Origin of the sequence: Prauserella alba (genome assembly GCF_024171735.1) — a bacterium.
In the GTDB taxonomy this organism is placed as follows: Bacteria; Actinomycetota; Actinomycetes; order Mycobacteriales; family Pseudonocardiaceae; genus Prauserella; species Prauserella alba.
In genome coordinates this window covers 1,076,135-1,097,917 of sequence record NZ_JAMTCH010000003.1, presented here as the reverse complement: position 1 = coordinate 1,097,917, position 21,783 = coordinate 1,076,135, and the positions used below count along the sequence as shown (strand labels likewise).

Sequence of the window (21,783 nt, the reverse complement as noted above, 5' to 3'; positions counted from 1 at the left end):
CGCGGGAAACTCGAATGCGTGCACATCACCTGCCACGCGCAGCCCGGAACGTCCGCACCGCGGCGCGGTGATCCTCGGTGCCGAACAGCAGTGACGTCGCCTCCACCGACTCGGCGAAACCGCCACCCGTGGCGCGGTTGACGAACGCCTTGCCGACCCGCACCGCCAACGGCGGGTGGGCCGCCATCTCGCCCGCCAGCCCCACCGCCCGTTCGAGCAGTTCGCCGTCCGGGTGCACCTCCTGCACCAGCCCGATGCGCTCGGCCCGTTCGGCGTCGACGTCCCGACCGCTGAGCGCCAGGTACCGCGTCCAGTGCCTCCCGATGACGTCCGGGCCGCGGACGATGCCGTAGCCCGGCATCAGGCCGACCGTGGGTTCCTTGAACGCGAACCGCGCGGACTCGCCCGCGAGCACGACGTCGCTCGCGAGCGCCAGTTCGGTGCCGCCGCCGTAGGCGACGCCGTTGACCGCGGCGATCACCGGCACCGCACACCGTTCCACCGCGTGGAACGCGTCGTACACGAGCCGCAGATGGGGCCGCACCCGACCGACGTCCCCGTCCAGGCCGGCGAACATGTCGATGTCGCCGCCCGCGGAGAACGCCCGGCCGGACCCGGTCAGCACCACGGCCCGCACGTGGTCCTCGGCGCCGTGTCCGAGCGTGTCCATCACGTCCCGCAGCTGCCGGAACCACGACTGGTCCATGGCGTTCAGCTTCGCGGGCCGGGACATCGTCAGCACGACGACGCCGGGCCGCGGTTCGGTGCGTTCGAAGCGGGTGAGCTCAACGGTCATCGGTGCCGGCCTCCCGGTCGAACGTTCCTGGGGGCACGCCGTCGGCCCGTAGCTTGTACTTCTCCACCCGCTGGCTGGGCGTCAGCGGCAGGGCGTCGAGCACGCGCACGTACCGCGGGATCGCGAACGTCGTCAGCCGCCGCTCGCAGTGCCGGATCAGCGAGGCAGGTTCCACGGTCCTCCCGTCGGCCGGCACGACGGCCACCATGACGTCCTCCTCGGACAGTGCGGACGGCACGCCGTACGCCGCGACACCCGCCACCGACGGGTGTTCGGCCACGACCCGTTCGACCTCCCACGACGAGACGTTCTCGCCGCGGCGCCGCACGGTGTCCTTGAGCCGGTCGAGGAACGTCAGGTAGCCGTCCTCGTCGAGGTAGCCGCGGTCGCCGGTGTGGAACCACAGGTTCCGCCAGCTGCGGGCCGTCTCGTCCGGCATGCGGTGGTAGCCGTCGAACATCCAGCCCGGCTTCCGCGGACGGGCCACGATCTCCCCTGGCTGCCCCGGCGGCAGCGGCTCGTCGCGCTCGTCCACCACGGCCACCTCGTAGTTCGCCGATGCCTGACCGGACGTCCCGATCCGGCGGCGCTGCGGCGGCATGTCGGTGACGATCGACACCTCGGTGCTGCCGAAGATCTCGGTCAGCCGGACACCGAAGCGCTCCTCGAAGGCCGTGAAGATCTCCCGCGGGCACGGCGCGCCGAACCCGGCCCGCACAGGGTTGTCGGCGTCGCCGGATCGCGGCGGCCGGTTGAACAGGATCCGCATCATCGCGCCCTGGTAGTTGAACGCGGTGATGCGATGCTCCCGGCAGATATCCCAGAACCGGCTCGCCGAGAACCGGCGGTGCAGCACCAGGTCCGCGCCCGCCTCCAGGGCGGCCATCACGCTGCAGTACCGGGCGTTGCTGTGGAACAGCGGGAACACGCTGTAGAGCCGATCGGCGGGCGTGTATCCCATGAGCGTCACCGTGTGCCGGGCGAGGTTCACGTTGGCCTGATGGCTCAGCACCACGCCCTTCGGCGGCCCGGTCGTGCCGGAGGTGTAGAGGATCACCGCCGGGTCGTCCGGCGACACCGCTGCCGGGCTCACGCGCGCCGCCGCACCCATCTCCTCCACATCGGACAGTCGGTGCCGCGCGACCCCGTCCGGCGCCGCTGCCGCACCGTGGCGCGAATCGCCGTCCGCAGCACCATTCGCAGCGCCGTCCGCGCCGCCGCCGGTGTCGCGTTCGCCGACGACGACGATGTGCCGCACCGATGGCGGCAGACAGGCGCGCACGGCGTCCTCGTACCGCACGTCGCACACGATCGCCGTGGCACCGGAATCGGCCAGGTAGTACCCCAGGAGGTACTCCCCCGCCTCCGGGTTCAACGGCACCTCCACGATCCCGCGCCGTGCCAGGCCGAACCACACCGTGAGGAACTCCGGACACGCGTCCAGCACGACGCACACCCGCTCGCCGTGCCCGATGCCGAGCGCGGCGAGGCCGCCCGCCACCCGGTCGGCACCCGCGTCGAGCTCCCGGTAGCCGAGCCGGGCACCGTCGACGAGCACGCCGGCATCGGCGGGCGCCGCACCGGCCGCTTCCCCGAGCCAGCCGCCCAACGTGCACGCGGTGGTGCGCGCCCGGGCGTCGCAACCGGTGGGCTCGGGGTGTTCGGTGGGCTCGGCGTGTTCGGTGGACTCGGTGGGCCGGGCGGACGTGCTCATGCCGTGCCCTCCTCGGCGAGGGCCGCCTCCCCGAGCAGCGCGTGCACTACCGACGAGTCCTGCCGGAGCTGCTCCGCCTCGCCACTGCGGACCACCTCGCCGCGCGCCACGATCGACACCGTGTCGGCGACCGCCAGGCCCGCCTCGACGTTCTGTTCGACCATCAGCACGGCGATGCCGGAATCGGCGATGGCGCGCACGCTCTCCAGGACCGTGTCGACCATGCCCGGCGCGAGACCCATGGACGGCTCGTCGAGCAGCATCACCCGGGGCTCGCCCATCAGCGCCCTGCCGAACGCGAGCATCTGCTGCTCGCCGCCGGACAGCAGCCCCGCGGGCATGTCCCGCCGCTGCGCGAGAATGGGGAACCGGTCGTACACCTCGTCGGTCAGCGCTCCCACCCGCGAGCGCACCGCGGTGTACCCGCCGATGCGCAGGTTCTCGGCGACCGACAGCGACGCGAAGATCCGCCTGCCCTCGGGGACGAGGCTGATGCCCTCCCTGACGATGCGGTGGGGCCGCTTACCCAGCAGCTCCACGCCGTCCAGGCGCACCGAACCGCCGCCGGCGGGCTGCAGGCCGCAGATCGCGCGCAGGCTCGTCGACTTTCCCGCACCGTTGGCGCCGAGCACGAGCGTGATCCGCTTCGCCTCGGCAGCCAACGACACCCCGCGGACCGCGTGCACCGGCCCGTAACTGACGTGCAGCTCGGCGACGTCAAGCATGTGCCCTCCCCTGCGTTCCCAGGTAGGCCTCCTGTACGGCCGGATGCCGCACCACCGCCTCGGGCTCGCCGCCGGCGATCAGCTCGCCGAAGTTCATGGCGAACAGGTGATCGCAGGCCTCGACCATCATCTGCACGTCGTGTTCGATGAGCAGCTGGGTCAGGCCCTCGCCGCGCAGATCGCCGAGCAATCCGGTGATGTCGTCGCGTTCCTGCCGGTTCATGCCCGCCGTCGGCTCGTCCAGCAGCAGCAACGTCGGTTCGCTCGCGATGGCCCGCGCGATCTCCACGCGCCGCTGGTAGCCGTACGACAGTTCGTCCGGGCGGTGGCGCTCCTTGCCCGCCAGTCCCGTGCGTTCGATCGCGGTGCGTACCCGCTGCCGGGCACGACTGCGCTCCGCCTTCCCCGCGGAGCCGGCCGACTCCGCGCCGAGCGCGACGTTGTCGAACACCGTGCGGCCGGGCAGGATCCGCACCGTCTGGAACGTCCGCGCGACCCCGCGCGCCGCGATCGTGTGCGGCCGCACCGTGTCGTAGCGCCTGCCTTCGAACTCGAGGCTGCCCCGCGTCAGCGGGACGAGCCGGGTCAGCGCGGCGAGCAGCGTGCTCTTGCCCGAGCCGTTCGGGCCGAGGACGCCGAAGATCCGTCCCGCCGTCAGTTCGATCGACACGCCGTCGACCGCCTTCACGCCTCCGAAGTGGACGGCGACGTCGGCGGCGCGCAGCACGCACTCCGTCGCAGCGGCGTCACGCGCCTCGCCGACGTCCTCGACCGTGCCGGATACCATCAGGAATCACCTCCCACGGCGGCCGCCGCCGGCTGCGGCGGCGGTGCGTCCGGCGGGGAGTCGGCCGTCTCCCGCCGCTTCCTGCGATACGTGCGGTAGCCGTCGACGACGGCCCCGGTGACGCCGCCGGGCAGGTACACGGCCGCCGCGGCGACGAGCACGCCGTACACGACGTCCTCCCACTCGCCCACGAACGCCAGCATCTCCGGCATCCACACGAAGATCACCGTGCCGACGAGCGCGCCGATCCACGAGCGCGACCCGCCGACGATGATGATCGTCAGTGCCAGCACGACGAGGTGGAAGTTGATGTCGTCCGGGGTCACCGTCGACCGCAGCAACACGGTCATGGAGCCCGCCAGCCCGCCGAGCACCCCGCTGACGGCGAACGTGGCGCGCCGGTACCGCGCGACGTTGATGCCCATCGCCGAGGCCAGTTCGGGATCCTCGCGAACCGCCTCGACCCGGCGTCCCAGCGGACCGAGCTCGGTGAACGTCAGCGCGGCCACCACGACGGCGGCCACCGCGAGCAGGTGCCCCGTGTCGAGCATGCCGAGTGCGCCGAACAGTCCCGCCGCGCCACCGGTGAGGTCGCCGCCGTTGACCACGAGCACCGAGATGATCAGGGTGAACGCCACGGTCGCCATCGCGAGGTACAGCCCGGTGAGCCGCTGGATCAGCAACCCGAGCGCATACGCAACAACCCCGCCGGCGACCGCGGCCAGCAGGATCGCCGTGGCGGTCGACAGTCCGTAGTGGACCATGCCGATCGCCGCGATGTAGCCGCCGATGCCGTAACACCCGACGCCGGCGAACGAGAACACGCCGGCTCGCAACGGGACCTGCACGCTCAGCGCCAGCAGCAGCGTCGTCAGCGTGCTCTGGATGAGCACGATGTGGGAGAAGTACCAGTCGATCATGTCCGCCGCACCTCCTTCCTGCCGAACAGGCCCTGCGGGCGCAGCAGGAGCACGGCGAAGATCAGTCCGAAGGAGACGGCGTCGACCCAGGTGCCCTGGTTCATCGCCAGCACGAACGTCTCCGCTCCCGCGAGCACGAACGCGCCGACGATGACGCCGCCCATACTGCCGAGACCGCCGAGCACGACGATCGCGAACGCCTTGATGAGCAGCTGATCACCGCTCGCGGGAGCGATCGCGCCGAGCTGGAACGTCAGCAAGGCACCCGCGAGCCCCGCGAGCGCCCCCGCGGTCGCCATCGTGCCGAGTGCGAGCGTCGACCGGTCGACGCCCATCAACGAGGCCGTCTCGGAGTCGACGCCGATCGCCCGCAGGGCCAGGCCCTGCCGCGACGTCGCCAGCCAGCGCCACACGCCCACGCCGATACCGATGCCGGCGACGACGATCACCAGCACGGTCGTCGTCATGCGCAGTCCGGCGATCTCGAACACCTGCGCCTGGTAGGTGCTCCCACGGAACCCGAAGGGCGCACTGGCCGTCACGCGCTCGGCGATCGCCAGCGGGATGGCGGCGACACCGATGCCGCCGATGAGGATGCGCAGTTCGGCCGACCGGTGATCGGTCGCCCTGCGCATGATCGGCCCGAATGCGAGCACCTGCGTCAGCGTCGCGATCAGCGCGCCCGCCGCGACCGCGACCAGCACCACGGCCGGCATCGGCAGCGCGACGTGCTGGGTCACCACGTGGGCGGTGAACGCCGAGAACATGAACGTCGCACCGTGGGCGAAGTTCAGAATCCCGATCGTGCTCCACGCGAGCGCCATGCCGAGCGCGAACACGAGGTACACCGATCCGAGGGCGACGGCGTTCAGGATGTGCTGGGCCATGACCGGCACCTCCCTCCGGAACGCGGGTCACGTCCGATGCGGCGGGTCATGACGCACCGCCGGACACGAGCTCCTCGCTCGTGCCGTTCCAGCGCACGAGCACACCCGGTACGCGCATGTCGTTGCCCTCGAAGGTGAGCTCGCCCATCACGCCGTCGAAGCCTTCCTTCGCGACCTGCTGCAGCCCGCGTTTGATGCCCTCACGGCTCGCCGAGCCGGACGCCTTGATCGCCCGCGCCAACCACCACATGCCGTCGTAGCCCTCGGCGGCGTAGACGTCCGGTTTCCGCCCGAAGCGCTGCTGGAACGCCGCCACGAAGTCCCGGGCCTTCTCGCCCGTCAGTGCCGGGGAGAAGTCGGTCGGGTAGATCACGCCTTCGCCGTGCTTGCCCGCCTCCTTCAGATTGCCGCCGCCCTGCACCGACGTCCCCATCACCTGGCCGTCGTAACCGGCCTGGCGCAACTGGGTCAGCGCGGTGACCGACTGCGGTTCGGTCAGCAGCATCACGACGGCGTCCGGGTCCTCGCCCGCGATCGACCGCACCGGTGTCGTGAAGTCCTGGGTGGTCGACTGCACGGGCGTGCTGGAGACGATGTCCAACCCGTGCCGGTCCGCCTGTTTCGGAAAGGACCCCTCGCCGATCTCCGCGAACGTCGGGTACGTCGCGTTGTACAGCACGCTGACGTCGCCGAGCCCCTTGTCGGCGAGGTACTCGGTCGCCAGGTTGTAGTACGAGGCCATCGGCGCCGTCGCCCGGAACGTGTAGTCGTTGATGACGACGCCGTCGGAACCGGCCTGCGTGAAGATCGTCGGCACCTGGGCGCGTTCCACCATCGGCGCGACCGTCGCGGCCTGCTGTCCCTGGGTCGGCCCCATGATCGCGTGCACGGTCCGGTCGGCGGTCGCCTGCGCCATCTCGGCCGACGCCGTCTCGATCGACCCGGCCGTGTCGATCTCCTTGATGGTGAGCTTCACGCCGTCGCCGAGGAAGCCGGAGCGGTTGATCTCGGCGATCGCGAGCTTGCCGCCCCGGGCGCCGCCGATGCCGGCATAGGCCACCGGGCCGGTCTGGTCGCGCACGCCGAGCAGCTTGATCTCCTTCGGGATGCCTTCCTCGGTGGCGATACCGCCCTGTGCCGCGTCGCAGCCGCTCATCGAGACCGCGGCGACGGCCACGAGAGCGCATGCGGTGGCGCGCCGCAGCCGGCGCCACCGGTGGGGAACCCGCATGCTCGTCCTCCTGCCTGTGTCGGTGGGGATGTGTCGTGCCGCCGCGGAGTCACGGGACCGGCTCGCCGGCCAGTTCACCGGCGACGAGGTAGGCCAGTGTCACGCCGCGGCCGAGTGCGAACCCGCTGTTGTAGCCGGTTCCGGTCGTGGTCAGTGCCGCGCACGAGCCCACGGCGTGGAGACCGTCGATCACGGCGCCGTCGGGGTCGAGCACCCGTCCGTCACCGTCGATGTGCACGCCGCTGGACCCGATGCCGGTGCCCACGAACTTCAGCCGCAGCCCGTGGAACGGCGCCTCGGTCAGCTGTCCGAGGACCGGGCTCGGCGTGTTCTCGGGATCGCCCGCGAACGTGTTGACGTAGGTGACGGTGCCGCGGCCGAAGTCGGGGTCCTCTCCCTGAGCGGCGTAGTGGTTGAACCGCTGGGCCGTCCTGGTCAGCTGCGGACCGTCGATGCCGAGTCGCGCGCCGAGCTCGGCCAGCGTCGGGGCGGAGGTGACCCAGCCTTCGGGGTACTCGCCGCCGGGCGGGGTGGCGGCGAGTCCGTACTTCTGCCGGTGCTGGTCGTCCCAGACGAGGAAGAACGGCAGGTGCCGATCGCCGGGAGCAAGCGTCTTGGCGACGATGTCGACCCAGTAGGAGTCGTTGCAGAAGCGATTGCCCGCCGCGTCGACGATCATCGTGTGCGGCATGGCGTACTCGGGGCCGTAGCCGTACCCGGTGCCGACCTGGGATCGCCACCCCGGCAGCATCGGCACGCTCGTCGCCGGGATCTTCGCGATGGCGGCGCCCACGCCGCGGGCGAGGGTGATGCCGTCCCCGCGCAGCGACTCCGGCGCGACGCTGCCGAAGTCCTCCGGTTCGAGGTCGACCATCTCGCGGACGAGGTCGGAGTTCCAGTCGTAGGTGCTCGTCGCCAGCACGACCGGGCCGCGCACCTCGACCGGACCGGCCGGGCCCTCGGCGCGCACGCCCACGACCCGGTCGCCGTCGGTGAGCAGATCGGTCACCGGGTGGGAGGGGCGGATCTCGATCCGGTCCTCCTGCAGCACGCGGTGCAGGAAACTCGCCACGACACCGGTGCCGAAGGTGAGCGGGTCGGATCCCTCTGCCGCGCCGAACGCACGGCCGCCTGCGATACCGAACGCGGGCACTCCCGCGTGGTCCGCCTTGTCCGAACGGGACTCCTCGGAGTCCACATAGGTCGCGCGGCGGCCCTTCGTCATGAGTTCGTCGTAGGTCGTGCCGACCGGGAAGTACGGGCTGACACGGAGCTTGTCGCGCCAGGCGCCGAGCACGCTGCCGTCGATCACCTCGTTCGTGAGGTACCTGCCGACGGGCAGCGCGCCCTCGGCCTCGTTGTGGTAATCGGCGAGTCCGGGAATGACCTTCCAGCGGATCGCCCCGAGCTCCTCCCAGTAGCGGATCGCGTCCGGACCGGTCCGGATCCAGCGCAGCATCGCCTTCTCGTCGAGCACCTCGGGGTCCTCCTGGGCAATGGCCCGCACGTAGGTCTCGGTGAGCTCCACCGAGTCCTCGATGCCCTCCCGCGCGGCGACCGGATTGGCGCCGATCCACACCTGGCCGCCCGAATAGGCGGCCGCACCGCCGACCTGGTCCGCAGCCTCGAACACGATCACGTCGCGGCCGCGGACCGCGGCACCGAGGGCCGTGGCCAACCCGGACAGGCCCGCCCCGACGACGATCACCGGTTCGTTCGCATCAACCATCGGTCGTTGTTCCTTTCGCGCGGGTTGACTGGAGTCGGAAGCGGCGGAGCGTGGGCGGCGAGCCCGGTCCCGGGCCGTGGGTGCGAGCCCGGAACGGTCACGGTGCCGGTCACCGGTGGGTCACCGGCGCTGGATCAACTTCGTTTCGAGGTAGGCACCGAGGCCTTCGACGTTGCCCTCGCGGCCGAGGCCCGACTGCTTGTAACCGCCGAACGGCTGCACCACGCACATGTCCCAGCCGTTGACCGACACCTGGCCGCTGCGGATGCGGCGGGCGATCCGCTCCCCCTCGGCGGCGTCGCGGGCGTACACCGCACCGGAGAGTCCGTAGTCCGAGTCGTTGGCCAGCGCGACGGCCTCGTCGACGTCGTCGAACGGGATGACGCAGATGACGGGGCCGAAGATCTCCTCCTGGGCGATGCGCATGTCGTTGCGCACGTCGGCGAACACGGTCGGCTCGACGAACCAGCCGCGATCCACACCGTCCGGCCGCCCACCACCGGTGACGAGCCGGGCGCCCTCGTCGAGACCAAGCTTGATGTAGCCCTCCACCCGGTCACGCTGCCGCTCGGCGGCGAGCGGGCCGAGCACGGTGTCGCCATCGGCGGGATCACCGACTTTCAGGCCTTCGAACGTCGGGACGAGCGCCGCGAGCAGCTCCTCCTGGCGGCCGCGCGGTACCAGGATGCGGGTCAGCGCGGCGCACACCTGCCCGGAGTGACCGATCCCGGCGAACGCCAGTGTCGGCAGGACGTCGTCGAGCGGCACGTCGTCGGCGATGATGGCGGCCGACTTCCCGCCCAGTTCGAGCGTCACGCGCGTGATCCGTTCGCCGCACAGACTCATGATCCGCTTGCCCGCGGCGGTGCTGCCGGTGAAGGCAACCTTGTCGACGCCCGGGTGGGTCACCAGGTGTTCGCCCACCTCGCGGCCACCGGGCAGCACGCTGATCACACCCTCGGGCAATCCCGCGGCCTCCAGCGCCTCGGCCAGCAGGTACAGGCTCACCGGCCCTTCCGGTGCGGGTTTGAGCACGACCGTGCAGCCGGCCGCGAGCGCGGGGCCGATCTTCAGTGACGCCGTGGCCACCGGGCCGTTCCACGGGATGATCGTGGCGACGACACCGACCGGTTCGCGGACCAGCACCCCGTGGCCGCCCTCCCAGGAACGTTCCTCCTCGAACTCGAACCGCTCGTGCAGGGTCGAGGCATCGGCCCACATCTTGAGCGCGTTCTGGTGGAAAGCCTCGCTCACCGCGGACGGGGCGCCGATCTCCGCGGTGAACGAGGCAGCCATGTCGCCGAAGCGCTTCTCGACCTCGGCGCCGACCCTGGTCAGCACCGCGGCACGCGCCGCGGGCGTCATCCGGGGCCACGGCCCGTGGTCGAACGCCTTCCGCGCCGCGGCCACAGCGGCGTCGACGTCGGCGGGCGTCGGGTCCGGCACCGTCGCGAGGCGCTCCTCGGTCACCGGCGAGACGACGTCGATGACACCGTCGCCTGCGGGGTCGACCCAGCGGCCGCCGATGAACAGCTTCGAAAAGCTCCGCACGGTCTCGGGTGCGTGCACCGTCGAGGTCATGGACGCGCTCCTTTGCGAGTGCCGAACCTGGCCGTCACCGGCGGCGGTGCGCGGTGACGTCGCTAACAACCTTGGCTCGCGACCAGGTCCAAGTCAATGCCTTTCATAGGATTTATTGTCATGAATTACGCCCCGGGTCGATCGCCGATGCGGGAACGGGGAAGGTCGTGGACGGCACACGAAAACGCCGCTGCGGCGGGGAGAAACTCCCCTCCGCAGCGGCGTGGTCCCGACCGCGCTCGGCAACCGGGCGACTCCGGTCGCCTGACGGCCTACGTCACGTCGAACCGCGGCGACGGCAGTGTCCGCAGGATGCCCGCGAGCCGCTCCGGCACCGGCGCCTTCGCGAACGACACGTCCCGGCAGGCATACGTCATGAACCCCCTCGTGACGAGCTCGTCGTCGCACGTGAACTCGTAGCCGACCGTGTACGACGAGGTGCCGATCCGGTCGAGCACCGCCTGGCAGACGAGCTCGTCGAACACCTCCGCCGTGCGGTGGTACGTCGCGCCCGAGCTCACGCCGACCGTCACGATCCCCAGGTCCGGCTCGAGGTCCCCGCTACGCAGGCCGTGCGAGTAGAGCCACGAGGTGTACGTGCGTTCCATCCACCGGTAGTAAATGGCGAAGTACGCGATGCCCACCGCGTCGCAGTCGCCGTAACTGAGCTGGAACGCCAGCCGGTCCCGGTCACTCATCGTCGCTCCCCTCCTCCGGCAGTGCCACGGTCGCGGTGCCCGTCAGCACCGGGTCGCCGTCCACTACGGACAGCTCGACGTCGCAGTCGCACAGGGTCTCGCCGCCGCGCTCGCCCTGCCCGGGGCGCACGCCGGTGACGACGCCGCCCGCGCGCAGCCGGTCGCCCGCACGCACGTTGCCGCGGAAGCGCACGCGCAGCCTCCGCACCCGGTCGTGCCCGCCCGCGAACCCTGCCAACATGTTCATCACGTACGCCATGTTCAGCGGCCCCTGGTTGATCGCGCGCTCGCCCATGCCGAGCTCCCGCAGCGCCGCGGTGTCCCAGTGGATCGGCGTGGGATCCCGCAGCAACGCCGCCGTGGTCTTCATCCTCCCGGCGTCGACCTCCGGTACGTCCCGGTCCGGTAGCCGCATGCCCGGCGCGAGCGGCCCGCCGCGACGGGCCACGGCCGCATCGTCTCCCGGGCGGGCCGTCACGTCGTCGTCCTGGCCGCTCACGAGTGCCTCCTCGGCAGGATCAGCGAGTTCCAGCAGTCGGCCACATGGGCGCCGCCCTCCTTGTCGTGCAGCCGAAACGCGTAGCCGATCACGTCGAACATCCCGCTGCGGCCGGACTTGCGATCGGCCGAGGTGATCTCACCGGACACGAGATAGGTGCGGCCCACGCGCATCGGCGCATGCCACACCGTCTCGTGCTCGCCGAACATCGGACCGTCGTCGGCACTCGAACCGAACCACGCGAACAGCTCGTCCCACGTGACGCCCATCGCCTGCGTCGCCGCGGTCCACGCCAGCAACGGATGCGCGAGCTCGTCGCCCGATCCCTCCGGCACCGCTCCGTCCGACACCGACGCGCGGGGCTGTTCCAGCGCCGCGTCGGCCAGCAGCCACGCGAACCACCGCTCGACGGTGAACTCCCCGCCGGGGAACGACCGGCCGACCTGCGCGGCGACGTCGTCGGCCGTCACCTCGGGCCTCTCGCCCGCCGGCTCAGACATCCCGCTCCCTGTCTGCCCAGTAGGGCTCACGCAGCTCCCGTTTGAGGATCTTGCCCGTCGGGGCCTTCGGCAACTCGGTCACGAAGTCGACCGATCTCGGCTTCTGGTACCCGGCGAGGTGCTTCCGCGCCTGTTCGATGATCTCCTCCTCCGTGACACGCTGTCCCGATTTCAGCACGACGACGGCCTTCACCGACTCGCCCCACTCGTCGTCGGGCACGCCGATCACGGCGCACTCCAGCACCGCCGGATGCCGTGCGATGGCCTCCTCGACCTGCACGCTGAAGATGTTCTCGCCGCCGGAGATGATCATGTCCTTCGAGCGGTCGACGATGTAGACGTAGCGGTCCTCGTCCCACGTCGCGATGTCGCCGGTCCACATCCACCCTCCCCGGGTGGCGACGCCCCTGCTGTCGGGGGCGCCCCCGCCCCGCAGCGTCTCGGCGGTCAGGTCGGGCCGGTTCCAGTAGCCGAGCATGTTCGCCTCGGACCGGACGATGATCTGCCCCGGTGTGCGCCCGTCCTGCGGCACGTCCCGGCCGGTCTCGTCGACCACCCGCACCTGCGTGCCGAAACCCTCTCGGCCACAGGACTGCAGCCGCTCCGGGCGGACACCCGCGACCGCGGACGTGTGATCCTCCTGCGACAGGAAGCACATCGTCGAGCCCTCGGTCTGCCCGTACCCCTGGATCAGGGTGCAGGGGAACGCCTCCAGGGCCTGGCGCACGATCGCCGAGGGCATCGGGCCGCCACCGTACTGGATGTTGCGCAGGCTCGAGAGGTCGTACCGCTCGAACCCCTCGACGGCCATCATCCAGTTCAGCATCGTGGTGATGCCGAGCAGCGCCGACACCCGTTCGGCCTCGATCACCTCCAGTGCCCGCTTCGCCTCGAAGTTCATCATGACGAGCGGGCAGCCGTGCTTGAGATAGTTCATCGCGAGCACGACGGGAATGTGGAACAGCTGTCCGGTCAGCAGGTACACGTCGGAGGGCACGATGCGCTCGGCGACCGTCTGGTTCAGCATCCCGGCGGCCGCACTCCGGTGCGAGTGCAGGGCACCTTTCGCCTGCCCGGTCGTGCCGCCGGTGTAGAGGATGAAGAACGGATCGTCGTCACCGATCTTCGCCGAGAAGGCGGGTTCCTCGTCCGAGGCGGCCTCGACGAGCTCTTCCAGCCCGCCGTCGCCGTCCGGCCCGAACCGCAGCACGTGCGGCACGTCCACCGTGCGGCACAACTCGTCGACCACGCCCGACCACTCGGCCTCGGCGATGAGCGCCCGCGGGGCGGCGTCGGCCACGATCGTGGCCAGCTCGGGTGCGGCGAGCCGCCAGTTCAGCGGTTGCAGCACCAGCCCGGCACGGCCCGCCGCGAAGTACAGCGCCTGGTACTCCACGCAGTTGCGCGACAGCACGGCGACCCGGTCCCCCGGCGCCAGCCCACGGGCGAGCAGACCGTTGGCCAGCCGCCGCACGAGATCGTCGAACCGCCGCCAGGTGAGCCTCCGCTCGGCGGTCACGTCGTAGATCGCCTGCCCGCCGGGCGTCAGCGCCGCCCACTTCGCGGGGATCAAACCCTGATTGGCCACGGTTCCTCCGATCCGTCCCTGGACCCGGTCACGTCAGTACGGCAGGTCGAGCTGCACGTGCCGCCGGGTGAACCGCCATGCGCCGTCCTCGCGGGCGAGCTCGTCCTCGTAGCGTGCCGTCGACAGCACGGTGAGCGTCTGCCCTGCGATGGAGATCAACGTCAGGTAGGACGTCACCGTGGCGCTGCTGTCGGTGAGGTCGCGCACGACCACGTTCGACACCAGGTGACGGCGCTGGTCGTCCTGCGACGCCAGTGACTTCTCCATCAGGCCCACGATCTGGTCCCGGCCCTCGAACGGGCCGACCAGGTCGCCGTCGGCGACCCGCATCGACATCACGGCGTCGGCGGTGAAGCAGCCGGCCATCGCCGTCATGTCGTTCTCGTCGTAGGCGAAGGTGTACACGCCGAGCAAGTTCTCGATCGCGGCACGTTCGTCGGCGATTCCCATGTTCCGGCCTCCTGGTTCTGGTGGGGATACGGAGTTCTCGTGCAGACGGGGTTGCGCCATGCGGCCGGCCGAGCCGGCCGGAGCGGGTCGGTGCGAGTCGGGCGGGTCAGGACCCCGCGGGCGTGACCGTGCCGCCGAGCGCGACGACCAGCGGGATCGGATCGAAGAACTCGGCGAACCGGGCGATCCGGTCGCCCCGCACCGTCACCCGCGCGATGTAGGTGTTGCGGTACGGCAGCCCGGTGGTCCGCACCGAGGCGTCCGATGTGTACTCGGCGACGAACTCGCCGGGAACGTCGAGCTCGTTGATCCGGTACGACGCGAAGTTCATGGGTGTCACCAGGTCCGGCAGACCCGAATAGAACTCCGCGATCGCCGCGCGGCCCCGCAACCGCGCCGGAATTCCCTCGGGGGCGTACGGGATGTCGAGCACACCGTCCTCGTGGAACAGCCCGGGGATCGCGGAGACGTCGAGCGATCCCACCGCGTCGAGATAGGCGGTGATGAGCCTGCGTCCGATGTCGGTGTCGGCCGTTGCGGTCATGCCTCGAAGCCCTCCAGTTCCGGCGGGGTGAGTGCCGAGATCACCCGGGAGGAGATCCGCCACCCGGCCGCGGTGCGGACGTAGGTGTCCTCGTTGAGCGCAGCCGCCCGGAACTTCGCGCCCGAGGTGGAATGCCCCTCGGAGAACACGTAGTTCGTGCCGCGGGCGGTGTCCGGGCCGTCGAACTCGACGATGTGGTTGGTGATGATGTGGAACTGGTCGGCCACCGCCGCCGCGTCCCGTTCGAAGAAGCCGCGGATCGCCTCCCTGCCCTCGAAGCGCTCCAACCCGACCGGCGTCGCGTCCCACACGGCGTCGTCGCTGAACGCCGACAACGCCTCTGCCGGATCGAAGCGGTCGAGGCCACGGGCGTATCGGTGTGACAGTTCCATGATCTCGTGCCGCGCGGCGGTCTGCTCGTCCATCGCCTGCCGCCCTCAGTCGTAGGCGATGACGCCGCGGATGTTCTTGCCCTCGCGCAGGTCCTGGAAGGCGGTGTTGATGTCCTCCAGCGCGTAGGTGCGCGTGATCAGCTCGTCGAGCTTCATCTCGTCGCGCCGGTACAGGTCGGCGATCAGCGGGATGTCGTTGCGCGCGTTGGTGGAGCCGTAGAGCGTGCCCTGCAACCGCTTGCCCGACATCGCGAACGTGAACATGTCGAACTCGACGTCGCGCTGCAGCACGGGAGCCGCCGCCGTCAACACCAGCACACCGCCGCGCCGGGTCATCGCCTGTGCCGGTTCGAGGATCGAGCCGTAGGCGACTCCCACGGTGACGATCACCCGGTCGGCGCCCTGCCCGTTCGTCATGTTGTCGACGAGCTGCGCCGCTTCCGCCGCCGTGGCCGCGGTGTGCGTCGCACCGAACTCCGGTGCCCGCTCTCGTTTGTAGTCCACCGGGTCGACCGCGATGATCGCCTTCGCGCCACGGTGCCGGGCGCCCTGGACGGCGTTCATGCCGACACCGCCGACCCCGAAGATCACGACGACGTCGCCGAGCTGCAGTTCGGCCGCATACATCGTCGAGCCCCACCCCGTGGGCACGCCGCACCCGATGAGCGCGGCCTTGTCGAGCGGAATGTCCTTGTCGATCTTCACCAGTGCGTCTGTGGGAACCGTGACGTACGGCGCGAACGTGCCGAGGTACGACATGGCGCCGACGCCCTGCCCACGAGCGTGGATGCGGTGCGTCCCGTCCGGCGACGTCCCGGCGAGCACGCCCGCCCCGAGCGCGCACATGTTGGCCTTGCCCGCGACGCACATCGAGCACTTGCCGCACGAGGGCAGGAAGGAACAGACGACATGATCGCCGACCTGCAGCTCGGCCACGTGGTCACCGACCTCGGTGACCACCCCGGCACCCTCGTGCCCGCCGAGGATCGGGGCCCAGTCGAGCGGGATGTCGCCCGTGTCGAGGTGGTCGTCGCTGTGGCAGATGCCCGACGCGGCGAGTTTCACCGTCGCCTCCGTCTGCTTCGGCGGGTCGAGTTCGATCTCCTCGACCGACCAGCCCGATTGCGTTCCCGGCTCCCACAGGAGCGCGCCCTTGGTCTTCATCGATCGTCCTTTCGGTCCGGTGTGGAGCGTCGCCGCCTGCGGCGCGTGCCGCCCTCAGTTCAGGTCGACGGGTCCGCGACGGGGACGGCGCGGTGGATGTCGGTCTCGCGCTTGGCGATGCGCCAGCGGCCGTCGACCCTGCGCAGCAGGTCGCGATAGGTCGCCGCGGTCTGTGCCCAGCCGTCGGCGGTGCCGGCCATCGCCAGCACGTCGGTCACGGACGTGGCGGTGCCGCCGACCACGTCGACGTCGATCACCGAGTTGACCGACCAGTGGTGGGATGCGGGCACGGACTCCCACATGGCGGAGGTACCGTCCCGGATCCCGTCACGGCCGCGGAACACCACGTCCGGCCCCGGCGACCACGTCGCGTCCTCGGTCCAGAGCGACAGGAACCAGGGCAGGTCCCGCTTGTCGAACGCGTGCGCGTAGCCGTGCAGCCCGCGCCGGATCTCCTCGATCGCCTCCACGCGGTCCAGCCGGACGGCGAGGTCGTCGTCGATCGCGGTGCCCATGTCAGGCACTCCCCGTTGGCGCGACGTCGACGACCTCGTGGAAGTTGACGTCGGCACCGGCTCCGGCGAAGTTGGCCATGTCGGCCTGCGCCGCTTGGCCTTCGGGCGAACCGAACGCAGCGGCGCACTCGTCCTTGCTGTTCCACTCCATGACGGCGACGAGGAAATGCTCGGGCGTCGAACCGTCGAACGTGGTGGTCCGCCCCCAGCCGTAGGAGCGCAGCCCCGGCAGCTTCGCCGCCAGCACCGCGTGCGTGGACCGATAGTGCTCGAGGAACTTCTCCGGATCGTCCGGGTGGTGGTAGTGCACGGTGATGCGGAACATCGATTCTCTCCTCCCGGACGTCACGCGCTCAGCGCGAAGCCCTCGTAGTCGTTGGCCGCGACCTCCTGGCACTTCTGCCAGTACGGGCCGACCCCGCCGAGGTAGGCCATGAGCAACCGGGGTTTGCCGGGCACGTTCGCGCCCATGTACCAGGAATCGGTCTTCGGATAGAGCGTCATGTCGCCGACCTCGCGCACGTGGTCGGTCCACTCCTTCTCCGCCGTCTCCGTCGCCTCGACGGTGCGCAGTTCCCCGCGCCGCATGTGGTCCACCAGGTCGGTGATCCATTCGACGTGCTGCTCGATCGAGACGATCATGTTCGACAGCACCGACGGACTGCCGGGGCCGGTGATCGTGAACAGGTTCGGGAAACCCGCCGGGTTCAGGCCCAGGTACAGCGCGGGCCCGTCCTGCCACTTCTCCCGGAGCGGCTGCCCGCCCCTGCCGCGGATGTCGATGTTCAGCAGGGCACCCGTCATGGCGTCGAAACCCGTGGCCAGCACCAGGCTGTCGACCTCGTACTCGCGGTCGCTGGTGCGCACACCCTTCTCGGTGATCTCGACCAGCGGAGTCTCCCTCAGGTCGGCCAGCTGCACGTGGTCGGCGTTGAACGTCTCGTAGTAGCCGGTGTCGAGGCAGGGCCGCTTGGTGCCGAAGGCGTAGCCCTTCGGGCACAGTTTCTCGGCCGTGTCCGGATCGTCGACGATCTCGCGGATCTTCCCGCGGACGAACTCGGCGGCCGTCTCGTTGGCCTCTTCGTCCGCGAGCAGGTCCGTGTAGGCCTGGAGTACGCCCGTGAGGTTGCCGCGCTGCCAGCGCTCCTCGTAGTTGCGATGCCGTTCGCCGGGGTCGACCTCCAGCGCGGAGCGGGTCGGCGGTTCGATCGCGATGCCGAAGCCGGACTGCCTGCTCTCCTCGCGGATCGCGCGGTAGCGGGACTTGATGTCGGCGACCATCTCACGGTCGATGGGGCCGTTGAACGTCGGCAGGCTGAAGTTCGGGGTCCGCTGGAACACCGTCAGCTCGCTCGCCTGCTGCGCGATGATCGGGATGGCCTGGATGCCGGACGAGCCGGTCCCGATGACGGCCACCCGGCGGCCCGTGAAGTCCACACCGGACTCGGGCCAGTCACACGTGTGGTACCAGTCGCCGCGGAACCGTTCGAGTCCGGGCACCTCGGGCTTCTTGGGAACGGACAGGCAGCCCACCGCCATGATGCAGTACCGGGCGCCGACCTCCTGGCCGTCCTCGGTCCGTACCGTCCATAGTGCACTGTCCTCGTCGTAGTGCGCCGAAGTGACCTTCGTGTCCAGCACGACGTCCTTGCGCAGGTCGTGCCGGTCGGCCACGTGGTGGATGTAGGCGAGGATCTCGGGCTGGCTCGGGTATTTCTCCGTCCACTCCCACTCCTGTTCGAGCTCGGGGTCGAACGAGTAGGAGTAGTGCATGCTCTCGACGTCGCAGCGGGCACCGGGATACCGGTTCCAGTACCACGTGCCGCCGATGTCGGAGCCCGCTTCGACGACCTTCACGCGCATGCCCAGCTGCCGGAGCTTGTACAGCTGGTACAGGCCGGAGAACCCGGCACCCACGATGACGGCGTCCAGTTCGGTCGGCAGATTCCTGGTAGCAGACATGGAGCGATGTCCTCACATTCGACGGGCGGACAGGCGGAAGAGCAACGGACGTGCGCCCACTTCGGGCGCACCTCGGACCGGGTCGGGCAAGCCGGAGCGGCGACGACGCCGGCGGGGTCAGGCCGCGCCCGACAGGTGGCGGTCGATCTCCGCCGCGACGTAGTCGATCCCCTCGGCACTGCCGGGCAGCACGTTGACCATCGTGAAGAAACCGTGCATCTGACCGGGGAACCGCCGATGGCGGACCGGGACGCCCGCGGCCTCGAGCGCCTTCGCGTAGGCCTCGCCCTCGTCCCGCAGGACGTCGTGCTCGGCGGTCACCACGACGGCGGGCGCCTGCCCCGAGAGGTCCCCGGCCTTCGCTGGGCAGGCGTCGGCGTCGGCGCGCTGCGCGGCGTCGGCATAGTGATCCCAGAACCAGATCATCGCGTCCCGGCTGACCATCAGCTGATTCTCGGGATCCGCGTAGGACGAGTTGTCGAAGTCGCAGTCGGTGACCGGGTACACGAGGACCTGCTGGGAGACCTCCGGATCACCGGAACGGGCTGTGTGGGCGGATTTCCGAGCCACGGTCGCGGCGAGATTCCCGCCCGCACTGTCGCCCGCGGCGATCAGCGGCACCCGCGCGCCCGCGATCTCGTCGAGGTGGGCATCGACCCACCGCAGCGAGTCCCACGCGTCGTCGGCTGCGGCGGGATAGCGGTGTTCGGGCGCGAGCCGGTAGTCGACCAGCACCACGGCACACCCGGTCTTGTCGGCGAGCTTCCTGCCGAGGGTCTCGAACTCCCCGATCCTGCCGATCACCCAGCCGCCGCCGTGGTAGTAGACGATGACGCCACGCGGTGCGGCATTCGGCACGAGGATCTGCACCGGTAGGGACCGGCCCGGCAGTTCGATCGACCGGTTCTCGACCCTCGCCATGTCCGGCCCGGGGCCGTACATCTCCCGCAGCGCGGCGGTGATGCCGCGGGCCTGCTCCGGATCCATCTCGTGGATGGGCGGCTGTCCGGATTCGGCGAGCTGGGCGAGCAGTGAACTGGTGGCCTCGTCTAGAGCCATGGGGCACCCCTTTGTGCAGCTGGCGGGTGTGTGTGACCGGCGGACGCTGTGTGTGACCGGCGGACGCAAGGCGACTCCCCCACAAGCGAGAGACCTGCGTCACATGATTCGCAAGTATGCGGCGACCACTAATTCATGTCAAGGATTAGCATGGTCTCGGCCGCATACCGGACAGCCCGCCCTGCTGCGCCGCAGGGCAGTACGCAGACGAACCCGCAGGAGGGTCCTCCCATCGGCGACAATCGGACCTGAATCATGCTCATGAAATGTCCGGGGGTCGACACGGCAGCCGGTCCGTTAGCAGGTCCTTCGCCGGGATTCAGGATCATCATCGGTATCGTCACCGCATGGACCGAGACGCGCTGGAACCTCGCCAGCGGCCGTACAAGCGGGGCGACAAGGTCGCGCAGGCCGTGGCACGGAGCATCATGCGGAAGATCCGCACCGAAGGCCTCGAACCGGGCGCCCACCTGCCCTCGGAAGCGCACATGCTCAAGGAGTACGGCATCGGGCGCGGATCGCTGCGGGAGGCGCTGCGGATCCTCGAGGTCAACGGGCTGATCTGGCTCAAGCCCGGACCGGGCGGCGGGCCGATCGTCAGCGGCGCCCAGCCCGACCACTTCGGACAGATGGCCACGCTGTATCTGCAGGCGCAGGGGACCACGTTCCGCGAGCTGATCGAGGCCCGGCTCGCCGTCGAGCCCCTCATGGCCCGGCTCGCCGCGCAGCGGCAGGACCCCCGGTACATGGAAGAGCTGCGGCGCGTCAGCGGGTCACTGAAGGTCGACGACGATTCGGCCTATCTCGAGTACACGGGCGACTTCCACCGGCTCGTCGCCGAGATGTCCGGCAACGGCATCCTCAGCCTGCTCGGCCAGTCGCTGTCGGACATCTTCCGCGACCGGGTCAGCGGCATCGTGTTCCCCAAGTCGCGGCGCAAGGAGGTCTCCGACGCGCACGTCGCGATCGCCAAGGCCATCGAGGACGGCGAGCCCGACGCCGCACACGACCTGATGTACGAGCACATGGCCAAGTACGTCAACTACGTCAAGCGCGGCCACCCCACGCTGATCAACGAGGTCGTCGACTGGCGCTGACGGCCTGCCACCGCGCCGCCCGCACGGGCGGGCGGGCGGCGCGCCTACGATCGCCCTCGTGCCTTACGCCTACGCGGCCGACGGGGTCGCCCTGTACTACGAGAGCCACGACACCCAGAGCCACGACACCGGGCCGGGCACTCCCGGACAGGGCACCCGCGGGCCCGGCACCGACCGGCACAGCGGTGAGGAACCACGGGCCGCGTGTGACGATCGTCCGGCACTGCTGCTCGTCGCCGGACAGTCGAACAGTCACCGCTGGTGGGACGCGGCGCGGGGTGACTTCGAAGGGGCGTTCCGCGTGATCACGATGGATCACCGCGGTATCGGCCGCAGCGACAAGCCCGACGACGACTCGTACAGCACCCGCGGGTTCGCCGCGGACGCGGTGGCCGTGCTGGATGCCGCAGGCGCAGGGCGGGCGCACGTCTACGGCACGTCGATGGGCGGGCGGGTGGCGCAATGGCTGGCCGCCGACCACCCCGAGCGGGTCGACAGGCTCGTACTGGGCTGCACGTCCCCGGGCGGGCCGCACGCCGTCGAGCGGGACCCGGACGTGACACGGCGGCTCGCGCAGCACGACGCCGCTGCGGTCCGGAAGGCGTTGCTCGACCTGATGTACACCCCGGCGTGGCTCGCCACACATCCCGGGCCGTACCGCACGATCGGTGAACGCGACACACCTCCGCACGTGCTGCGGCGGCACCGGGTGGCCAGCCACCGGCACGACGCGTGGGACGCGCTGCCGCACATCGCCGCGCCGACCCTCGTCGTGCACGGCAGCGACGACGTGTTCAACCCCGCAGCCAACGCACCACTGATCGCCGACCGCATCCCCGGCGCGCGACTGCACCTGATCCCCGGCGCCCGGCACGCCTACTTCGAGGAGCGGCGCGACGTCGCGGGGCCGCTCGTACTCGACTTCCTGACCGGAGGGGCATAGCC

Annotated in this window: 23 protein-coding genes; 2 read left to right on the top strand and 21 right to left on the bottom strand. The window is 70.3% G+C overall.

From position 1 onward, the window contains the following. Positions 1-25: 25 nt before the first annotated feature. The 21 genes from LY12_RS04970 to LY12_RS04870 all read right to left on the bottom strand — a co-directional run bounded on the left by LY12_RS04970 (position 26) and on the right by LY12_RS04870 (position 19,741). Positions 26-796 carry an enoyl-CoA hydratase/isomerase family protein gene (locus LY12_RS04970; RefSeq protein ID WP_253853544.1) on the bottom strand — a complete coding sequence of 257 codons (771 nt, stop codon included), beginning with the start codon at positions 794-796 and terminating at the stop codon, positions 26-28. After that, positions 786-2,510 (bottom strand): AMP-binding protein, encoded by a 1,725-nt coding sequence (locus LY12_RS04965; protein ID WP_253853542.1) that lies wholly within the window; start codon positions 2,508-2,510, stop codon positions 786-788. Before LY12_RS04965 ends, LY12_RS04970 begins: the two co-directional genes overlap by 11 nt. Then, the gene (locus tag LY12_RS04960) at positions 2,507-3,235 is read right to left on the bottom strand and encodes an ABC transporter ATP-binding protein (RefSeq protein ID WP_253853541.1); all 729 of its coding nucleotides are present in this window, start codon (positions 3,233-3,235) and stop codon (positions 2,507-2,509) included. Before LY12_RS04960 ends, LY12_RS04965 begins: the two co-directional genes overlap by 4 nt. Further along, positions 3,228-4,022: an ABC transporter ATP-binding protein gene (locus tag LY12_RS04955; protein WP_253853540.1), complete on the bottom strand. Its 795-nt coding sequence runs from the start codon at positions 4,020-4,022 to the stop codon at positions 3,228-3,230. Before LY12_RS04955 ends, LY12_RS04960 begins: the two co-directional genes overlap by 8 nt. Continuing rightward, a complete protein-coding gene (locus LY12_RS04950; RefSeq protein WP_253853539.1) occupies positions 4,022-4,942 on the bottom strand; it encodes a branched-chain amino acid ABC transporter permease in 921 nt (306 codons plus the stop codon). Before LY12_RS04950 ends, LY12_RS04955 begins: the two co-directional genes overlap by 1 nt. Further along, positions 4,939-5,829, bottom strand: a complete 891-nt coding sequence (locus LY12_RS04945) for a branched-chain amino acid ABC transporter permease (protein ID WP_253853537.1) — start codon at positions 5,827-5,829, stop codon at positions 4,939-4,941. The genes LY12_RS04950 and LY12_RS04945 overlap by 4 nt, the downstream gene beginning before the upstream one ends. A gap of 46 nt (positions 5,830-5,875) precedes the next feature. Continuing rightward, entirely contained in the window at positions 5,876-7,060 is a 1,185-nt protein-coding gene (locus LY12_RS04940) for an ABC transporter substrate-binding protein (protein ID WP_253853536.1), read from the bottom strand. A 49-nt stretch (positions 7,061-7,109) separates the two neighbouring features. Then, entirely contained in the window at positions 7,110-8,789 is a 1,680-nt protein-coding gene (locus LY12_RS04935; RefSeq protein ID WP_253853535.1) for an FAD-dependent oxidoreductase, read from the bottom strand. 120 nt (positions 8,790-8,909) lie between these two features. After that, entirely contained in the window at positions 8,910-10,370 is a 1,461-nt protein-coding gene (locus LY12_RS04930; RefSeq protein WP_253853534.1) for an aldehyde dehydrogenase, read from the bottom strand. Positions 10,371-10,642: 272 nt separating this feature from the next. Continuing rightward, positions 10,643-11,068 (bottom strand): acyl-CoA thioesterase, encoded by a 426-nt coding sequence (locus tag LY12_RS04925; RefSeq protein ID WP_253853533.1) that lies wholly within the window; start codon positions 11,066-11,068, stop codon positions 10,643-10,645. After that, positions 11,061-11,567, bottom strand: a complete 507-nt coding sequence (locus tag LY12_RS04920; RefSeq protein WP_253853532.1) for a MaoC family dehydratase — start codon at positions 11,565-11,567, stop codon at positions 11,061-11,063. The genes LY12_RS04925 and LY12_RS04920 overlap by 8 nt, the downstream gene beginning before the upstream one ends. Further along, a complete protein-coding gene (locus LY12_RS04915) occupies positions 11,564-12,067 on the bottom strand; it encodes a MaoC family dehydratase N-terminal domain-containing protein (RefSeq protein ID WP_253853531.1) in 504 nt (167 codons plus the stop codon). Before LY12_RS04915 ends, LY12_RS04920 begins: the two co-directional genes overlap by 4 nt. Further along, a complete protein-coding gene (locus tag LY12_RS04910) occupies positions 12,060-13,655 on the bottom strand; it encodes a class I adenylate-forming enzyme family protein (protein WP_253853529.1) in 1,596 nt (531 codons plus the stop codon). The genes LY12_RS04915 and LY12_RS04910 overlap by 8 nt, the downstream gene beginning before the upstream one ends. Positions 13,656-13,688: 33 nt before the next feature. Continuing rightward, positions 13,689-14,105 carry a nuclear transport factor 2 family protein gene (locus LY12_RS04905; protein WP_253853527.1) on the bottom strand — a complete coding sequence of 139 codons (417 nt, stop codon included), beginning with the start codon at positions 14,103-14,105 and terminating at the stop codon, positions 13,689-13,691. 106 nt (positions 14,106-14,211) lie between these two features. Then, positions 14,212-14,649: a nuclear transport factor 2 family protein gene (locus LY12_RS04900; protein WP_253853525.1), complete on the bottom strand. Its 438-nt coding sequence runs from the start codon at positions 14,647-14,649 to the stop codon at positions 14,212-14,214. After that, complete coding sequence (locus LY12_RS04895) at positions 14,646-15,074, bottom strand: nuclear transport factor 2 family protein (RefSeq protein ID WP_253853523.1); 429 nt, start codon at positions 15,072-15,074, stop codon at positions 14,646-14,648. The genes LY12_RS04900 and LY12_RS04895 overlap by 4 nt, the downstream gene beginning before the upstream one ends. A gap of 12 nt (positions 15,075-15,086) precedes the next feature. Next, positions 15,087-16,205, bottom strand: a complete 1,119-nt coding sequence (locus LY12_RS04890) for an NDMA-dependent alcohol dehydrogenase (protein ID WP_253853521.1) — start codon at positions 16,203-16,205, stop codon at positions 15,087-15,089. A 59-nt stretch (positions 16,206-16,264) separates the two neighbouring features. Then, a complete protein-coding gene (locus LY12_RS04885; RefSeq protein WP_253853519.1) occupies positions 16,265-16,720 on the bottom strand; it encodes a nuclear transport factor 2 family protein in 456 nt (151 codons plus the stop codon). Between the two features lies 1 nt (position 16,721). Further along, entirely contained in the window at positions 16,722-17,045 is a 324-nt protein-coding gene (locus LY12_RS04880) for an EthD family reductase (protein WP_253853518.1), read from the bottom strand. Positions 17,046-17,065: 20 nt separating this feature from the next. Then, entirely contained in the window at positions 17,066-18,682 is a 1,617-nt protein-coding gene (locus LY12_RS04875) for a flavin-containing monooxygenase (protein WP_253853517.1), read from the bottom strand. Between the two features lie 117 nt (positions 18,683-18,799). After that, the gene (locus tag LY12_RS04870) at positions 18,800-19,741 is read right to left on the bottom strand and encodes an alpha/beta hydrolase (RefSeq protein WP_253853516.1); all 942 of its coding nucleotides are present in this window, start codon (positions 19,739-19,741) and stop codon (positions 18,800-18,802) included. Positions 19,742-20,088: 347 nt separating this feature from the next. Between LY12_RS04870 and LY12_RS04865 the strand changes: the two genes are divergently transcribed. Further along, entirely contained in the window at positions 20,089-20,838 is a 750-nt protein-coding gene (locus LY12_RS04865; protein ID WP_253853515.1) for a FadR/GntR family transcriptional regulator, read from the top strand. 58 nt (positions 20,839-20,896) lie between these two features. Further along, complete coding sequence (locus tag LY12_RS04860) at positions 20,897-21,781, top strand: alpha/beta fold hydrolase (protein WP_253853514.1); 885 nt, start codon at positions 20,897-20,899, stop codon at positions 21,779-21,781. Positions 21,782-21,783 lie beyond the last annotated feature (2 nt).

Excerpts from the sequence above, each read along its gene's own strand:
- LY12_RS04865 (WP_253853515.1), top strand. The coding sequence starts at position 20,089 with ATGGACCGAGACGCGCTGGAACCTCGCCAGCGGCCGTACAAGCGGGGC.
- LY12_RS04965 (WP_253853542.1), bottom strand. The coding sequence starts at position 2,510 with ATGAGCACGTCCGCCCGGCCCACCGAGTCCACCGAACACGCCGAGCCC.
- LY12_RS04935 (WP_253853535.1), bottom strand. The coding sequence starts at position 8,789 with ATGGTTGATGCGAACGAACCGGTGATCGTCGTCGGGGCGGGCCTGTCC.
- LY12_RS04950 (WP_253853539.1), bottom strand. The coding sequence starts at position 4,942 with ATGATCGACTGGTACTTCTCCCACATCGTGCTCATCCAGAGCACGCTG.
- LY12_RS04960 (WP_253853541.1), bottom strand. The coding sequence starts at position 3,235 with ATGCTTGACGTCGCCGAGCTGCACGTCAGTTACGGGCCGGTGCACGCG.
- LY12_RS04870 (WP_253853516.1), bottom strand. The coding sequence starts at position 19,741 with ATGGCTCTAGACGAGGCCACCAGTTCACTGCTCGCCCAGCTCGCCGAA.
- LY12_RS04885 (WP_253853519.1), bottom strand. The coding sequence starts at position 16,720 with ATGGGCACCGCGATCGACGACGACCTCGCCGTCCGGCTGGACCGCGTG.
- LY12_RS04970 (WP_253853544.1), bottom strand. The coding sequence starts at position 796 with ATGACCGTTGAGCTCACCCGCTTCGAACGCACCGAACCGCGGCCCGGC.
- LY12_RS04925 (WP_253853533.1), bottom strand. The coding sequence starts at position 11,068 with ATGAGTGACCGGGACCGGCTGGCGTTCCAGCTCAGTTACGGCGACTGC.
- LY12_RS04930 (WP_253853534.1), bottom strand. The coding sequence starts at position 10,370 with ATGACCTCGACGGTGCACGCACCCGAGACCGTGCGGAGCTTTTCGAAG.
- LY12_RS04875 (WP_253853517.1), bottom strand. The coding sequence starts at position 18,682 with ATGTCTGCTACCAGGAATCTGCCGACCGAACTGGACGCCGTCATCGTG.
- LY12_RS04945 (WP_253853537.1), bottom strand. The coding sequence starts at position 5,829 with ATGGCCCAGCACATCCTGAACGCCGTCGCCCTCGGATCGGTGTACCTC.
- LY12_RS04905 (WP_253853527.1), bottom strand. The coding sequence starts at position 14,105 with ATGGGAATCGCCGACGAACGTGCCGCGATCGAGAACTTGCTCGGCGTG.
- LY12_RS04915 (WP_253853531.1), bottom strand. The coding sequence starts at position 12,067 with ATGTCTGAGCCGGCGGGCGAGAGGCCCGAGGTGACGGCCGACGACGTC.
- LY12_RS04880 (WP_253853518.1), bottom strand. The coding sequence starts at position 17,045 with ATGTTCCGCATCACCGTGCACTACCACCACCCGGACGATCCGGAGAAG.
- LY12_RS04890 (WP_253853521.1), bottom strand. The coding sequence starts at position 16,205 with ATGAAGACCAAGGGCGCGCTCCTGTGGGAGCCGGGAACGCAATCGGGC.
- LY12_RS04940 (WP_253853536.1), bottom strand. The coding sequence starts at position 7,060 with ATGCGGGTTCCCCACCGGTGGCGCCGGCTGCGGCGCGCCACCGCATGC.
- LY12_RS04955 (WP_253853540.1), bottom strand. The coding sequence starts at position 4,022 with ATGGTATCCGGCACGGTCGAGGACGTCGGCGAGGCGCGTGACGCCGCT.
- LY12_RS04895 (WP_253853523.1), bottom strand. The coding sequence starts at position 15,074 with ATGGACGAGCAGACCGCCGCGCGGCACGAGATCATGGAACTGTCACAC.
- LY12_RS04900 (WP_253853525.1), bottom strand. The coding sequence starts at position 14,649 with ATGACCGCAACGGCCGACACCGACATCGGACGCAGGCTCATCACCGCC.